Here is a 15,391-nt window from a genome sequence, read left to right as displayed (position 1 = left end):
CGAGTTAGCGAAGGGCGCAGTCAGCAGACCCATTCGAGCGCCCGGTCATGCGCGAGATGCTGCTTCAGTGTCGCTGCAAACGCTTCGAGCGAAGCCGCGGCCGTACCGCCCTGAATCTCTGCTGCGCGCACCTTGCATTGCGCGACGGGCGCCTTGCCGGCCAGCGCGCGCATTTCGTCGAAGACACCTTCGGCGCCGAGCCCACCCAACGTGCAAAAGAAGGCGACGTGGCGCAGCTTCGCGCGGTTTTGCAGCAGGTACGCGCGCACCGGCGCCGACACCGCGCCGGCCCATATCGGCGTGCCGAGCACCACGAGGTCGTACTGCGACGGATCAAGCCCCGTCGGCACGATCTCCGCGGGCCGCTTGCGCCACGAGTCGAACACACAGTGCAGATAGCCGGACGCTCCGCGGCGCTCGGTGTAGTCGCAGATCTCCTCGACGTCGGCGGACAACAGGCCGGCGAGCGCGATGGCGAGCGTGCGCGTCGTGCCTGTACGCGAGAAAAAGACAATCAGGACACGGGGGTCGGACATGGCTCGCTCCTTCGATGTGGAAAACACGCACGGGCGCATACGCAAGCGCCCTGCATGTGCGCAGCTTAGGCGCGAGCGCGCGCCGGTTCATGACACAGGTCAAACATCGCCGCGACGCGGGCCGCCTTGGCCGCCGTTGATCTGCGTCAACGCCGCAGACGGCATGGTTCCTAGACTCGAACTCATCCGCCGCTGCGTCGCCCTCTTTGTGGAGCATTCGCCATGAGTTTCAAGACCATCGTCGTTCACCTCGACACCAGCCCGAGCGCCCATCCGCGGCTCGAAACCGCGCTGTCTCTCGCCAAGCAGTTCGGCGCGCATCTCACGGCCGTGTTCGCCGTGTTTTCGCCAGACCCGCGCTCGCTCTACGTGATGGCCGGCACGGCCGAGTACTACCGCGAGCACGAAGAGCGACGCGCAGAACGGCGCGCCGCGCTCGAGCGGCTCTTCCACGCGGAGCTGCGGCGCGCGGAAGTCCAGGGCGAATGGATCGCCACGGAGGAGTCCGCCGGCTTTGCCGTGCCGCGTCTTGGCCGCTGCGCCGATCTGATCGTGGCTGGCCAGGACAATCCAGGCGACGCCGAATCCTATGTCGGCGATCTCTTCCCCGAGAACCTGATCCTGACCAGCGGACGTCCGGTCTTGCTGGTGCCCTATGCGCGCAGCGAACGGTCGACAGGCAGCCGCATTCTCGTGGCGTGGGACGGCAGCCGCGAGGCCGCACGCGCCGTGCACGACGCCTTGCCCTTCATGCGCCACGCGAAGAAGACCACGGTGCTGACCATCAACGGCATGTATCACGGCGGCCGTGCCTGCGTACGCGGTGCGGACATCGCGGCGCTGATCGCCCGGCACGGCGTGCCGGTCGAAGTCGCGGACCTCGAAACGGCGAACGACGATCCGGTCGGCGAGGTGCTGCTTTCAGCGGCCGCGGACAGCAGCGCCGATCTGCTGGTGATGGGCGGTTACGGCCACGCACGCTGGCGCGAGCTCGTGCTGGGCGGTGCCACGCGCACCATTCTCAAGTCGATGACCGTGCCCGTATTGATGTCGCATTGAGTGCGGCTTTTTTTGACGTTCAGGAGTGTTCGCCATGTACAAAAAGATTCTGGTTGCCGTGGACGGCAGTGCAACGTCGTCGCGGGCGCTCGCCGCCGCCGTGGACCTCGCGCGCGAATCCGGCGCGCGGCTGCAGCCGGTCTTCGTCGTGGATGTGCCGCTCATGGCCTACGACGTGCCTGGCTACGATCCCTCGTCGATACGCAATGCGCTCGTCGACGAAGGCAAGCAGGTGCTCGCCGACGCCACCGCGCTGATGGCCGCGTCGGGCGTCAAAGGGCCGCCGCGCATGCTCGAAACGGAGCTCACCGGCGACGACGTCGCGCACCGCGTCCAGCTCGCCGCGCAGGAGTTCGGCGCCGACCTGGTCGTGATGGGTACGCACGGGCGACGCGGCGTGCAGCGGCTGATGCTTGGCAGTGTCGCGGAACGGTTTGTACGCATGGCCACCTGTCCGGTGCTGCTGGTTTCGGCTCACTGTGAGGCGTCGCCGGCCGCCGCCAAGATTTCGGACGACGCCGTCAAGGAACCGTCGTAAGCCGGGCTACCGGCGCGCAGCGCTGCAGGGCCCGCTTGTGTGCCCGATTCCTGTCGCAGCACCAGTGTTGCCGGCTTCGCGCGGCACCGCACTGGCATGATTGCGCCGTTTCGCGGACAATGAGCGCAAACATCAGCTTTGCGCGCGGCAGGTTCGGGGCTCACCGCCGGTCGGACCGTGCACCTGCCGGCAACTGAAGGTCTCGCCTGCACGCGCCGCGGCGGCGGTCTCAGGCAGCGCAAGCTGAACTGGTCCGCACTCATTGCCAGGAAGCGCACATGTCCGCGAGCGGTAAGACGCCCCCACCGCGCCGTGCCGTAACGCACGAACAGTCGAATGGATTCGCCACGCGGCCCGCGTTTGCCGCGGCGGCCGCGTTCGTCGTGACGCTGGCGCTCGCGCTGGCTGCCCGGCGCTGGTTCGATCCGGTGCTGCTCATCTGCGTCGCCGGGGCCCTGCTTGTCGCCACCAGTGCGTTCGTGCTCGTGCGCGCGCGGCGCGAGGCTTCTTCCGCCTACAGCGAAGCGAGCGCCGCGATCAGCCAGTCGGGCGTGAACGAAGCGCGCATGATGGCGATCATCCGTTCGTCTATGGAAGCCATCATCACCATTGACGAACAGCAGCGCGTCGTGCTCTTCAACCCCATGGCCGAACAGGTTTTCGGCTGCTCGGCAATGGACGCAATCGGCGCGCCGCTCGCGCGCTTCATCCCCGAGCGGTTTCGCGCGGCGCACGCGCGGCATGTCGAACAGTTCGGCGTGACGGGCGTGTCCGACCGGCAAATGGGCCGGCAACGCGTGCTGTCCGGCCTGCGTGCAAACGGCGAGGAATTCCCCATCGAGGCCTCCATCTCGCAGATCCGCGACGGCGACGCACGTCTTTATACCGTGATGCTGCGCGACGTGACCGAACGGGTCAGAGCCGAACAGGCGCAGCAGCGCGCGCGCGAAGAACTGCGCGAACTGTCCGCCAACCTGCAGAAGATTCGCGAGGACGAGAAGACGCGCATCGCCCGCGAACTGCACGACGACCTCGGCCAGCAACTGACCGCGTTGAAAATGGACATCTCGACCGTTGAAGAAGCGCTGGACACGTCCGCGAGCGCGCAAGTGCGCGAACATTTGCAGGGCATGCGCCGTTTGATCGACGTGACGGTGGCGTCGGTTCGCCGCATTGCCGCCGACCTGCGCCCGGTGATGCTGGACGACCTCGGCCTGATTCCCGCCGTGGAATGGCTCGCGAACGACTTCACGAACCGTTACGGCATAGACGTGGAGCGCGACATCGAAACCGGCGACGCGCGCTTTAGCCCCACCGGCGCCACCGCGCTGTTCCGCATCGTGCAGGAGGCGCTGACCAACGTCGCGCGCCATGCCGACGCCACGCTCGTCACGCTCAGCCTGCGCGCGGCACACGACGGCTTCGTGCTGCGCATCGCCGACAACGGTCTTGGCTCGCCTCACGCGGGCGAGCCGGCCGGCAAGTCGTTTGGCCTGCTCGGCATTCGGGAGCGCGCGCATATGCTGGGCGGCACCGTCGACATTCACACTGCGCAAGGCAAAGGCTTTGTGTTGAGCGTCACCATTCCAGCCGAGGCTGTGCAAATGCAGGAGTTGCAATCATGACCCGGGTCCTGCTGGCCGACGACCATGCGCTCGTGCGCGACGGGCTGCGTCACATTCTCAAAAGCGCGAGCGGCTTCCAGGTGGTCGGCGAAGCAAGCGACAGCGCGAGCACCGTCGCGCTGATCCGCGCCTGCGCGGCAGACGTGCTGGTGCTCGACCTGTCGATGCCGGGCCGCAACGGCGTTGAACTGATCAGGCAGATCAAGGACGAAAAGCCGGCGCTGCGCATTCTCGTGCTGACCATGCACGCGGAGCAGCAGTACGCGGTACGCGCGTTCAAGGCCGGCGCGTCCGGCTATCTGACCAAGGAAAGCGCGAGCGCGGAGCTCGTCTCGGCGGTGACGAAGGTCGCAGCGGGCGGCGTCTATGTGAGCCTCGCGATGGCCGAGCGGTTCGCGCAGAGCCTGAACGAGCCCACCGACCTGCTGCCGCATCAGCGCCTGTCGGATCGTGAATTCGACGTGCTCAAGCGCATTGCCGCGGGTCAGACGATCACCGAGATCGCGACCGAGCTGTGTGTCAGCGCGAAGACCGTCAGCACTTACAAGACGCGCATCCTCGAAAAAATGCAGATGCCGCACGAAGCCGCGCTGGTGCGCTACGCAATGCGCCACAAACTGGTCAACGACGAAGAAGACGACATCTGACCGCCGGCGAGCGCCCCGCTCGCTACTCCGACGCTTGCTGTAGGAAATTCCCTACAGCCTTTCCCGCTTACCTACCCGAAGTTCGCTGCGCGCCGATTTTATTTTGAGACAGCGCGCCCGATACTTCGAGCCATGAACTCAAGCCTCACTCACCCCGCACTGCGTGTGTTTCTGGTCGACGAAGCATCGCCCGTGCGGCGCCGCATCGCCGCGTTGTTCGGCGCACTGGACGGCGTGCAGATCGTCGGCGAAGCCGAGGAGCCCGGCGCCGCGTTGGCCGGCATAGAGGCCGGCGCCGCCGATCTGGTGGTGACGGAGTTGCGTCTGAACGGTGGTAGCGGTCTCGAATTGCTCGCGTTGCTCGCGCAACGTATGCCGCACGTGATCGCGATGGTGCTAACCAACCGTTCCGGCGCGTGGTTCCGGCGAGCATGCCTGACGGGCGGCGCTCACTATTTTTTCGACAAGACCCGCGAATTCGAACTTGCGCGAGCCACGGTCCAGCGGATCGCCGGCCAGCATCATGCACGCGCCGTTCTTCAATCTGGAGCTCATCATGTCTGACGTCGCCGCGCATCCGCTTAGCTCGCGCACTTTCATTCCGCTTCACGCGGCGTCCACGCCTGCGCAACGGTCCGCCACCGAGCGCGCGCCGCGTAACGACGCGCTGCGCTGCACGTCGTGCTCGATGCGCCCCATCTGCATGCCGCAAGGTCTCAGGCCCGAGGAATTGCAACGGATCGAAGCACTGATCTGCCCGTCGCGAACCATCAGGCAGGGCGAGACGATCTACCGCGCCGACGACGCGTTCCAGAGCATCTACGCGGTGCGGGCGGGCTCGTTCAAGACGGTCGTCATGCACCGCGACGGTCGCGAGCACGTCACCGGCTTCCATCTGGCCGGCGATTCTCTGGGGCTCGACGGCGTCTGCTTCGGCCGCCACAGCTGCGACGCCGTCGCGCTGGAAGACAGCAAGGTCTGCATCATTCCTTTCCATCCGCTCGAGACCATGTGCCGCGAAGTGAAGGTGCTCCAGCAGCACGTGCACCGCATGATGGGCGGCGAGATCGTGCGCGAATCGTCGCAGATGATGCTGCTCGGCACGATGTCGGCCGAACAGCGCGTGGCCACGTTCCTGCTGAATCTGTCGGATCGCCTGAGAAAGCGCGGCTATTCGCCGGCCGAATTCCACCTGCGCATGACACGCGAGGAAATCGGCAGCTATCTCGGGATCAAGCTCGAAACAGTGAGCCGGATGCTGTCCCGATTCCAGCGCGACGGTTTGCTCGACGCGCAGGGCAAGAACATCCGGATTCTGGATCACGAGGGCCTCATGCGGGTGTGATCGCTCGCGTGCAGTCTGCCGCCGGTCATCTGACCGCGCGCATGCGGGTAGTCGACGCGTCGCCGCGCATGCACGAGGCCCCGATAGCGAGGACCTTGCACAGGGCAACCGCATCGCAACGCTACGCAACGCAACGCGCAACGCATTGCATCGCTTAACCGGCCACTCACTCAATCTCCGCACAGGAGCGCATGCGATGAACGCCTTATCCCGTAGCTGTCGGCTGGCATGTGCCGCGTTCATGCTGTTTGCCGCCTCCGCACAGGCCGAGCCCGAGCCGGCCGCGCTGGTGGACCAGCATCACTGCATGTTCTGCCACACACGCGACGCGCCGTTCCTCGCGCCGTCGTTCGAGCAGATTGCCGCACGCTATCGCAACGAGCCCAACGCGCGAACCATGCTGGAACACAAGCTGCGGCTGGGCGGCAAAGCTCACTGGGGCGACATGGCGATGCCGCTGCCCGCGGATCGCGGCGGGCCGATATCGGCCGAAGATGCGCATACGCTCGTGCAATGGGTACTCAGTCAATGACAGCCGTCTGAAAGCAACGGCACTGCTCTGGTGCGCATGTGCGCTCGAGCCCCTCGCTCCAATCGCATCACACACTGCTCGGGCGTGTTGACTGCGCCAGTTCGATAGCGACGTGCGACACGGTCTGCTGGTCTGCTCGAACGCGCTCGATGCCGGTGAGACCAAACCAATCCACGCGGCGTTTCCGCCCAGGCCATCCGCCAATGACCCTGCATTCCGCCCGCGCCGCGCCGGGCGGCGCTAAACGGTCAGATACATCCGCGTGACATGCAGTGGCTCAACGGCGGTCCGCACCCTGCTCGTCCGGCAACCCCAATGAAACATCAAACGCGCCGACACGCCACGATGGTTCTGGAAGTCCTCAGCGCACCCGCGAGGGAAAACCCCTAAGCGCCGCCGCATGCTGCGTGCGCCCCGCCCCACATGGCTTTGCACGCCGCGCGCCGCGAATCGTTAGCTTCACGATAACAAACGCTTGCCGAAGGTGATTGAAGCCGCTTCGCTGTCTACCCTAGACTCGCGCCATGTCGTGGGAAAAACCCGCTGCCCGGCAGTCGCTGTGCCGACCGCATGCGCCACAGCCCACACAAAGCCGCCTCGCAAAAAGGCCGATAAAACCCGTTGGCAAGGCGCCTCGCGCGAAAGCCGGGCAAAACACCATAGCAAGCGTCGACCGCAGTCGACAGGAGACAAGAGATGATCATCTACGGAACAGCGTTGCTCGCTTTCTGCCACCTCGCCGGGCTTTTTCTGGGCGACCTGCTCGGAGCCGCGATAGGCGTCAAGACGAATGTCGGCGGCGTCGGCATTGCGATGCTGCTGCTGATCTTCCTGCGGCTCTATCTGCACGGCAAAGGACTCCTGCCGAAAGAAACGGAAGCCGGTGTGGGCTTCTGGGGCGCGATGTATATCCCCGTCGTGGTGGCAATGGCAGCCAACCAGAACGTGGTGGCCGCGCTCAAGGGCGGGCCCGTCGCGCTGCTTTCGGCCCTGGGCGCGGTGGCCTTGTGTGCCGGCTGCATCGCGGTGCTCTCGCGCACCGGCAGCGACAGCACCTCGTTCGCCAACGTTGCGCAACCCGAAGAAATCTGAACGAGGACCTAGCCATGCTCCAGATGCTCGACAAAGTACTGATACACAACGGCCTCGTCACTGCGTTCGCGCTCGTCGGGCTCATCATGTGGGTGTCCTCGCTGATCTCGCGCAAGCTCACCTTCGGTCGCGTGCACGGCTCGGCAATCGCCATCCTGATCGGCCTCGTGCTCGCCTATCTGGGCGGCGCCTTTACCGCCGGTCAGAAAGGTCTGGCCGATCTGCCGCTCTTCGCGGGCGTCGGCTTGATGGGCGGCGCGATGCTGCGCGACTTCGCGATTGTCGCGACCGCTTTCGAAGTGCAGGCCACCGAGGCTCGCAAGGCCGGGCTCATCGGCGTGGTGTCGCTGCTGCTCGGCACGGTGCTGCCGTTCATTGTCGGCGCGAGCATCGCGCACGCGTTCGGCTATACCGATGCGGTCAGCATGACGACCATCGGCGCGGGCGCGGTCACGTACATTGTCGGTCCGGTGACAGGCGCGGCAATCGGCGCGAGCTCGGACGTGATCGCGCTCAGCATTGCCACGGGACTCATCAAGGCTATCATCGTGATGGTCGGCACGCCGCTCGCGGCCGGTTTCATGGGGCTGAAAACGCCGCGCTCGGCGATGATTTTCGGCGGCCTCGCGGGCACCGTGAGCGGCGTGAGCGCGGGACTCGCGGCCACCGACCGGCGGCTTGTTCCTTACGGCGCGCTTATCGCGACGTTTCATACGGGCGTGGGCTGCCTGCTCGGACCTTCGCTGCTGTTCTTCACCACGCGGGCCCTGATGGGCGGTTAAGCGCGGGCGGGTCGTCCGCTCGCGGCAATGTGCGCGGGCCAACGCTCAACGAGCACTCACCCTTCGTTTCTCGTGCGCAGACGGCACACGGCCATCAGCGCGAGCAGGTTGGGGTCGCGCTCACGTGCCCGCAGGAAACTGACGCCGATGGTCTGGCGCATCAGATATTGCGGCTTGAGCGGGATGAACTGCACCTTTTCGCCGAACACGCCCCGCACGCGGCCCGGCAGCAGCGTATAGCCGACGCCACCGCTCACGAGGTTCATCAACGAGAAAATATCGCCTACCTGCATCGTCACGTTCGGCGTGAACCCGGCGACGCGAAACGCCTCCTGGAAGCCGTGATAGGTCGCGAAGCCCTCCCCGAGCGAGACGAAGGTTTCGTCACGACAGTCGCGCAGGTCGACCGCTTCCAGGTTGGCATACGGCGAATTGGCGGGCGCCGCAAAGAAAATGTCGTCTTCGAAAAGCGGAATGGAGGCAAGTTCAGGCTCGGCCTCCGGCAAGGCCATAAGCGACGCGTCGATCGCACCCTGCTTGAGTTTGTCGATCAACTCCGCGTTGGGTCCGAGCACGAGCTCGACCTGCAGCGTGGGCCGCCGCACCTTGATGTCGACGACAATGCCGGGCACGGTCCTGATAGTGAGCGAATAGAGCGAGCCGATCTTCAGGCGATCCGACGAATAGCCGGCCGCCTCGCGCGTTGCGCGAATGCCGTCGGACATCAGCGTGAGGACTTCGTCGGCCACGTCGGCAAGCATCTGCGCGGCATCTGTCGATTTGAGGTTACGGCCTTCGTGGCGAAACAGCGCGCAGCGCACGCCCTTTTCGAGCGAATGCAGCGCGCGGTGCACGCTGACCGTGCTCACATTCAGCACCTCGGCCGCCTTGCCGAGGCTGCCGGTCTGCATGAATGCGAGCAGCACTTCCAGCTTGCGGAAGGTAATTTCGTCGTCGATTCGGTCGCGCATGTCGAGCCAGGGTCCGGTCTGAACCGTCCATTATCAGCTCGTGCGCGCCGGCCGCAAATAGCGTCAATCCCTCACGCGCCGGAACGCGGCAGACCCACACGGGCCGGCTCGCCTCAATTGCGGTGATGATGCCGCGGCCAATGCCAGATGGGCGTGTGATCGAGTTGCCGCAGCAGTTGCGTGCGGCGATGCTCGCGCCGATAGTGGCCGACCGCGAAGATGATGCCGATCACGAGGACCGCCAGGCCCATCACGATGCTAACCAGTTCTTCGTCCATCACTACCTTTCCTGCCAACGTTTCGATGCGACCTGCACTGCGCGACTAGCGTTTGCGCGCCACTGCGTTGAGCACTGAATTCCCGGCGCCGGTGACATGCAGACGCTGGTGTCCGGAAGCGAGTTCTTCGAGTGCGACAAGCTGACGTTCCAGCAATGTGTCCAACTCCTCGCGACACATATCTATCTGATCGGGAGCCGCCTTGACCAGCATGAGGGTGGCGAACTCCTTCGGGCTTAGCATAATCTGTCTCTCACAATGTTCTATTAATCTGCGCGGAGGGAGGAATTACCGGCCGCCACCCCGAGAAAGGTGGAAGCGGGTCAGTCTTTCCGCGTTTTATTTGATTTGGCAGCGCCGTGCCGAATGCAGATTGTAATCTGGAAACGCACCTTTCAAGTGAATAATAAATGCATTGAATCGCCGCCTGCCATAGGGGCGGTTTAAGCATATCGTATGGAGGATATCGCGGCAGCCGCGCCAGACAAGCCGCTGGACAATGAGACGCTATAAGAAAGCCAGCGTTCCGCCGAATGCGGAGTTCAGATATGCAGGTCTGATTTACATCTGAACTAAAAAACAGACTATTAATCACACTGGGCGTCGCGTGTATGGGGCAGCGCAATGGTTATGCGTTTTAACGATTATTCGCAAAATCGACGCATCGAATAACGCGAATAACGTGGACACTTACAATTACCGCGGACTTCAATAACCGCTCGCAGCGCTTCACGCGCTTCCGCTCCTACGCCCGCGCTATCTCGACCCGACGCTGCGCCGCCGTGTACGTGCGGGGCGCCGCGGGGCGCGCAAGCGCGCCGGGCGCAGACTCGCCGCATGACGCTGGTGTGAGCCGCCGTCATCCTTGGCCGGCGACAGGGCGAGACCGGCTTCGTGCTCGTCGTTGAATGCGCGGCTCGGGTCGATCGCGCGCAGCAGCGTTTGCAGTTTCTTCATCATCGCAGCAGAGGTTCTCTCGTCAGCATGGCATTTATGGCTGGCTAGTCGAGACGGTTACCCGGCGAAGGCGCTTCACACGCCACTCATGTCGCGGCCATGCCACGCGCGGTCATGCGCGGCCGCGCTCGATCATGCTCACGCCACGCGCAGTCCCGATCAAGCGGCGTTCAGTCGCGCCAGCTCCGTATCGACCAGCAGCTTCTTCAACTCTGGCACGCACGAGCCGCAATTGCCGCCGGCCTTCAGACACGCGGTAATCTCAGCGGCGCTCTTCAGACCTTGCTCGCGAATCGCCGTGCATATCGTGTTGCGTCCCACGCCGAAGCACGAACAGACCGTCGGCCCCGTATCGGCGCCCTTGCCGAGCGATTGTCCGGAGAGCACGCCGATGCGCTCAGCCTCGTCGAGCCTTTCCTTTGCAAACAGGCTCGCGAGCCATTCGCGCGCCGGCAGTTCGGGACGTGCAGAAAGAAACACGCAGTTCTCGATACGGTCGTCAACGAGATGCACCGCGCGATAGATGCCCGCCGAGCGGTCCTCGTATTCGAGCCAGTCGGCATGCGCGTCGTCCACGCCGAACAGCTCGCGCGCCCACGCGCCGCGATCGCCCTGCTGCCCGAACGGATTGCGCCCTGCGAGTTCGTAGCGCACGAACCGGGCCCCCTGCACGCGCGTCCAGTACGTCACGCCGTCGAGCCGCGGCGCGCGGCGGCTGAGCGAAAAGCCATGCCACGCGACATGAAACTTGTCGACCCGCACCGGCGTGTGCTTGAACTCCGGCTCGCCGGAGACGGGGTCCACCGACGGATTCACCACGGCTCCCACGCGCGCGTCGGAGGCCACCTGATCGTTCCAGTGAATCGGCACGAACACACTGCCGCGCGGCATGCCGCCGCCGTACTGAACGCGCGCGACCATCGCGCCCCAGCGGCTCGACACGCGCGCGAGGTCGCCTTCGCGCACGCCGCACAGCAACGCATCTTGCGGATGCATGTCGACGAATGCCTCGGTCACGTGCCCGGCGAGTTTTTCCGATTTGCCAGTGCGAGTCATTGTGTGCCACTGGTCACGCACGCGGCCGGTGTTCAGTGTGAGCGGATAGTCGTCGTCCGGCGCATGGGCAGGCGCGCGCGGCGGCGTGGCGATAAAGCGCGCGCGGCCGTCGGCGTGGCTGAAACGGCGATCGTCGAAAAGACGCGCGGTGCCCGGCGCGATCGCGTCGCCGCTCGGGCGCACGGGCCACTGCACCGGCTGCAGTGACGCATAGCCGTCGCGGCCGAGACCCACGAGTCCCGCGAGGTTGAAAGCGCGATGCACGCTGTCGCTGTTCTGCACGCTGTTCTGGGCGTCGTTCTGGACGTCGTTGTCGACGCCGCCCTTGTCGCCGCCCTTGTCGCCCGCTTGCCGTGCCGCCTCCCCGCCTGCGTTGCGCCATGCGCTCAACCGCGCATGCTCGTCGAAAATCTCATGCTGGCTCGCGAACTCGAAGCCCGCATAACCCATGCGCCGCGCCACGTCGCAGATGATCCGCCAGTCCGCGCGCGCTTCGCCCGGCGCCGGCAGAAATGCGCGCTGGCGCGAAATGCGGCGCTCCGAATTCGTTACTGTGCCGTCCTTCTCGCCCCAGCCGAGCGCCGGCAACAAGACATGCGCGAGCGCATTGGTGTCCGTGCTTTCGACAATGTCCGAGCAGACCACCAGTTCGCAGTGCGCGAGTGCCCGCTTTGCCTGATCGCTGTCGGGCAGGCTCACCACTGGATTGGTGCCCATGATCCAGATCGCCTTGACGCGCCCCTGCTCGACGGCTTCGAACAGTTCGACGGCCTTGAGTCCCGCGCGCGACGCGATAACCGGCGCGCCCCAGAATTGCTGAACGAGCTCGCGATGCCGCGGGTCGTCCAGTTCCAGATGCGCGGCGAGCGTGTTGGCGAGGCCGCCGACTTCGCGCCCGCCCATCGCGTTCGGCTGTCCGGTGAAGGAGAACGGCCCCATTCCAGGCTTGCCGATGCGCCCCGTCAGCAAATGGCAGTTGATGATGCTGTTGACCTTGTCGCTGCCCGAGCTCGACTGGTTGACGCCTTGCGAATATACCGTGATCACCCGCTCGGTACGGGCGAACAAACGGTAGAACTCGAGCAGATCGTGCGGATCGACCTTGCACGCCTTCGCGCATTGCGCGAGGTCGAAGCCGCTTGCCGCGTCCGCCGAGGCGGCCGCCAACGCCTCCTGGAAACCGCTCGTATGCGCATCGACGAATTGTGCGTCTGTCGCGCCGTGCTCGGCGAGAAAGCTGAGGAGTCCATTGAAGAGACGCACGTCGGTGCCCGCGCTGAGCGGCAGATGCAGATCGGCCATCTCGCAGGTCGCGGTGTAGCGCGGGTCGATCACGACCACCTTCAGAGCGGGCCGCGCCTCCTTCATCTTGAGGATCCGCTGGAACAGGATCGGATGACACCACGCCGTGTTCGAGCCGACCAGCACCACGAGGTCGGCGAGTTCGAGATCTTCGTAGCAAACAGGCACCAGGTCTTCGCCGAACGCGCGCTTGTGTCCGGCAACCGAAGACGACATGCACAGACGCGAATTGGTGTCGATGTTCGCGCTGCCGACGTAGCCCTTCATCAGCTTGTTCGCGACGTAGTAGTCCTCGGTCAGCAACTGCCCCGACACGTAGAGCGCGACCGCATCCGGTCCGTGTTCGTCGATGATCCGCCGGAAACCACCGGCGACTGCATCGAGTGCTTCGTCCCACGACACGTTGCGCAACGCGCCGCTCGCGGGCTCGCGCATCTTCGGGTGCAGGAGCCGCCCTTCGAGCCCGATGGTTTCGCCAAGCGCCGAGCCCTTTACGCACAGGCGACCAAAGTTCGCGGGATGCGACTCGTCGCCCGCGATGTCATGCCCGCCGTCCGGGCGCGCGCTCGCGCGCACGCCGCAACCGACGCCGCAGTACGGACAGGTGGTCCTGACAGCTTCGCCGCTGCCAGACATGCTCGAAATTGCGATGGGAAAACTCACGGTGTATTCCAGGTCAGGCAGCCTGCGCCTCGCACAAGGCTTTGCCGAACAGCAGGTGGCTGCGCAGCGATGAAATGTCGGTGCGGTTCTGAATCAGTTCGAAGTACCACGCGCCTTCCTTGACGTCGCCGTACAGCACCGCGCCGATCACGCGGTTGTCTTCGATCACGAGGCGCTTGTAGACGCCGCGTCGCGGATCGCGCAGCACGAGGTCTTCGCTATCCGGCCCGCCGATAAAATCGCCGGCTGAGTACAATTCAACGCCGGTGACCTTGAGCCGCGTGGCCGTCGCGCGCTGCACATAGCGACGATGCCCCGCCCCTGCGAGATGCGCGCCGCACACACGCGCCTGGTCCCAGATCGGTGCGACGAGACCGAAAGTCGCGGTGCGGTGCTGCACGCATTCGCCCACCGCGTAGATGCGCGGATCGTAGGTCTGCAAAGTGTCGTCGACCACAATCGCGCGTTCGCAATGCAGTCCTGCCTGCTTCGCAAGGTCGATGTTAGGGCGCACGCCAGCCGTCATCACGACGAGATCGGCGGGAATTTCGCTGCCGTCGTCGAAACGCACGGCGCGCACACGTTCGGGCCCGACGATGGCCGTGGTGTTCGCCTTGAGCAGGAAACGCAGCCCCTTGCGCTCGAGCGCCTGTTGCAGCAACGCCGACGCGCTGCGATCCAGCTGGCGCTCCATCAGGCTGTCCATCACATGCACGACCGTGACCGACATGCCCTGGCGCAGCAGTCCGTTTGCGGCTTCCAGACCGAGCAGTCCGCCGCCGATCACCACCGCATGGCGATGATTGCGCGCGGCCTCGAGCATCGTTTCGACGTCCTGAATGTCCCGAAATGCGATCACGCCAGGCAGGTCGTGACCCGGCACCGGAATCAGGAACGGCTTGGAGCCTGTGGCGATCAGAAGCCTGTCATAGCCCACCTCGATGCCGCTTTGCGCACGCACGATGCGGCGCCGGCGGTCGATTGCGACCACCGGATCGCCCGCATACAGCCGAATGCCGTTCTCGGCATACCAGTCACGCGTATTGAGGATGATGTCGTCGACCGTCTTCTCGCCTGCCAGCACCGGCGAAAGCAGAATGCGGTTGTAGTTGCCGTAAGGCTCCGCGCCGAATACGGTGATCTCGTAGAGGTCCGGCGCGAGCTGGAGTAGTTCCTCGACGGTGCGCATGCCGGCCATGCCGTTGCCGATCACCACGAGCCGCGCACGCGCGGGCGCAGGAGCGGCTAACGATGCACCCCTCGATGTCTGCGCGTCGGTGTCGTGTGTCATGCGGCGACCCATACTTTGCCGCTTTCCACGCGCACTGGATACGCGCTGACTGAATTCTCGGGGGCTTCGAGACACTCGCCCGTGCGCAGGTCGAAGTGATGCTTGTAGATCGGCGAGGCCACCACGATGCGCTCGCCGAGGCTGCCGATCAGGCCGCGCGACAGCACCGCCGCGCGCGAGCCCGGATCGAAGTTTTCGATCGCGTAGACGGCGGCTTTGTCGTTGCCCGCGGTCACGTGAAAGACAGCAACCTGCTCGCCGTTGACGAGCGCGCAGACACCCGTATTCGGAACGATGTCGTCAAGCGCGCACACGGGCAGCCAGGATGCCGAAGTCGGATTGTTGCTCATGCTGGGTTCCTCACGTCAGGTTGGGCTAAACAAAGGGTCAGGCGGTTTCCACGACGACAGGAATCGCAGCAAGCTTCGACTGACGCTCGTCCGGCGTCGCCGGCCGGATCTGTCCGCGCTCCTTCACGAAGCTCACCGTGCTGTCCGCTGCGTCGCTGTTGACGAAGTGACGGAAGCGCTTGCGCGTTTCGGGATCGCTCACTGCCTTCTTCCACTCGCATTCGTACGTATCGATCACGCGCTGCATGTCCGCTTCGAGTTCCGCGGCGACTTCGAGCCTGTCATGCACCACCACGTCGATCAGATACTGCAGACCGCCCTCCAGACTTTCGCGCCACACGCTCGTGCGTTGCAGACGGTCCGCCGT

General features: G+C 64.9%; 17 protein-coding genes and 1 pseudogene. 9 read left to right on the top strand and 9 right to left on the bottom strand.

The features are described from left to right. Positions 1 to 20 precede the first annotated feature (20 nt). A complete protein-coding gene (locus F757_RS0110135) occupies positions 21 to 536 on the bottom strand; it encodes a flavodoxin family protein (protein WP_027211290.1) in 516 nt (171 codons plus the stop codon). Positions 537 to 758: 222 nt separating this feature from the next. On the opposite strand from F757_RS0110135, the gene F757_RS0110130 reads away from it, so the two are divergent. The 9 genes from F757_RS0110130 to madM all read left to right on the top strand — a co-directional run bounded on the left by F757_RS0110130 (position 759) and on the right by madM (position 8,156). After that, a complete protein-coding gene (locus F757_RS0110130; RefSeq protein ID WP_027211289.1) occupies positions 759 to 1,595 on the top strand; it encodes a universal stress protein in 837 nt (278 codons plus the stop codon). Positions 1,596 to 1,629: 34 nt separating this feature from the next. Continuing rightward, the gene (locus tag F757_RS0110125; protein WP_027211288.1) at positions 1,630 to 2,133 is read left to right on the top strand and encodes a universal stress protein; all 504 of its coding nucleotides are present in this window, start codon (positions 1,630 to 1,632) and stop codon (positions 2,131 to 2,133) included. Between the two features lie 278 nt (positions 2,134 to 2,411). Further along, positions 2,412 to 3,758 (top strand): PAS domain-containing sensor histidine kinase, encoded by a 1,347-nt coding sequence (locus F757_RS0110120; protein ID WP_027211287.1) that lies wholly within the window; start codon positions 2,412 to 2,414, stop codon positions 3,756 to 3,758. Further along, positions 3,755 to 4,405: a response regulator gene (locus F757_RS0110115; protein ID WP_027211286.1), complete on the top strand. Its 651-nt coding sequence runs from the start codon at positions 3,755 to 3,757 to the stop codon at positions 4,403 to 4,405. The genes F757_RS0110120 and F757_RS0110115 overlap by 4 nt, the downstream gene beginning before the upstream one ends. A gap of 132 nt (positions 4,406 to 4,537) precedes the next feature. Further along, entirely contained in the window at positions 4,538 to 4,969 is a 432-nt protein-coding gene (locus F757_RS0110110; RefSeq protein WP_027211285.1) for a response regulator, read from the top strand. Further along, positions 4,962 to 5,750: a fumarate/nitrate reduction transcriptional regulator Fnr gene (gene fnr / locus F757_RS0110105; RefSeq protein ID WP_027211284.1), complete on the top strand. Its 789-nt coding sequence runs from the start codon at positions 4,962 to 4,964 to the stop codon at positions 5,748 to 5,750. The genes F757_RS0110110 and fnr overlap by 8 nt, the downstream gene beginning before the upstream one ends. A gap of 196 nt (positions 5,751 to 5,946) precedes the next feature. Continuing rightward, positions 5,947 to 6,282 carry a c-type cytochrome gene (locus F757_RS0110100; RefSeq protein WP_027211283.1) on the top strand — a complete coding sequence of 112 codons (336 nt, stop codon included), beginning with the start codon at positions 5,947 to 5,949 and terminating at the stop codon, positions 6,280 to 6,282. 696 nt (positions 6,283 to 6,978) lie between these two features. Continuing rightward, positions 6,979 to 7,374, top strand: a complete 396-nt coding sequence (gene madL, locus F757_RS0110095; RefSeq protein ID WP_013338953.1) for a malonate transporter subunit MadL — start codon at positions 6,979 to 6,981, stop codon at positions 7,372 to 7,374. A 14-nt stretch (positions 7,375 to 7,388) separates the two neighbouring features. Further along, positions 7,389 to 8,156 carry a malonate transporter subunit MadM gene (madM, locus tag F757_RS0110090; protein WP_027211282.1) on the top strand — a complete coding sequence of 256 codons (768 nt, stop codon included), beginning with the start codon at positions 7,389 to 7,391 and terminating at the stop codon, positions 8,154 to 8,156. Between the two features lie 56 nt (positions 8,157 to 8,212). Here the strand turns inward: madM and F757_RS0110085 are convergent, their stop codons facing one another. From F757_RS0110085 to F757_RS33260, 8 genes and pseudogenes are all read right to left on the bottom strand, one after another. Further along, positions 8,213 to 9,127 (bottom strand): LysR family transcriptional regulator, encoded by a 915-nt coding sequence (locus F757_RS0110085; protein ID WP_027211281.1) that lies wholly within the window; start codon positions 9,125 to 9,127, stop codon positions 8,213 to 8,215. A gap of 113 nt (positions 9,128 to 9,240) precedes the next feature. Beyond that, entirely contained in the window at positions 9,241 to 9,405 is a 165-nt protein-coding gene (locus F757_RS36135) for a hypothetical protein (protein ID WP_198021378.1), read from the bottom strand. Positions 9,406 to 9,450: 45 nt separating this feature from the next. Further along, on the bottom strand, positions 9,451 to 9,648 hold the full coding sequence (locus F757_RS0110075; RefSeq protein ID WP_027211280.1) for a hypothetical protein: 198 nt from the start codon (positions 9,646 to 9,648) through the stop codon (positions 9,451 to 9,453). 513 nt (positions 9,649 to 10,161) lie between these two features. Then, positions 10,162 to 10,365, bottom strand: coding sequence for a hypothetical protein (locus tag F757_RS36130; RefSeq protein WP_027211279.1), 204 nt, complete (start codon positions 10,363 to 10,365; stop codon positions 10,162 to 10,164). 156 nt (positions 10,366 to 10,521) lie between these two features. Further along, positions 10,522 to 13,356 carry a nitrate reductase gene (locus F757_RS0110065; RefSeq protein ID WP_051376734.1) on the bottom strand — a complete coding sequence of 945 codons (2,835 nt, stop codon included), beginning with the start codon at positions 13,354 to 13,356 and terminating at the stop codon, positions 10,522 to 10,524. A 40-nt stretch (positions 13,357 to 13,396) separates the two neighbouring features. Then, entirely contained in the window at positions 13,397 to 14,674 is a 1,278-nt protein-coding gene (locus tag F757_RS33265) for an NAD(P)/FAD-dependent oxidoreductase (protein ID WP_084530822.1), read from the bottom strand. Beyond that, complete coding sequence (nirD, locus tag F757_RS0110055) at positions 14,671 to 15,024, bottom strand: nitrite reductase small subunit NirD (protein WP_027211277.1); 354 nt, start codon at positions 15,022 to 15,024, stop codon at positions 14,671 to 14,673. The genes F757_RS33265 and nirD overlap by 4 nt, the downstream gene beginning before the upstream one ends. A gap of 37 nt (positions 15,025 to 15,061) precedes the next feature. Then, a pseudogene (locus F757_RS33260) lies at positions 15,062 to 15,391 on the bottom strand (nitrite reductase (NAD(P)H)); the annotation flags it as partial.

Source organism: Burkholderia sp. WSM2232 (genome assembly GCF_000472545.1).
Taxonomy (GTDB): Bacteria; Pseudomonadota; Gammaproteobacteria; order Burkholderiales; family Burkholderiaceae; genus Paraburkholderia.
The sequence above is the reverse complement of the archived record's forward strand: the minus strand, read 5'-3'. Positions and strand labels throughout refer to the sequence as shown.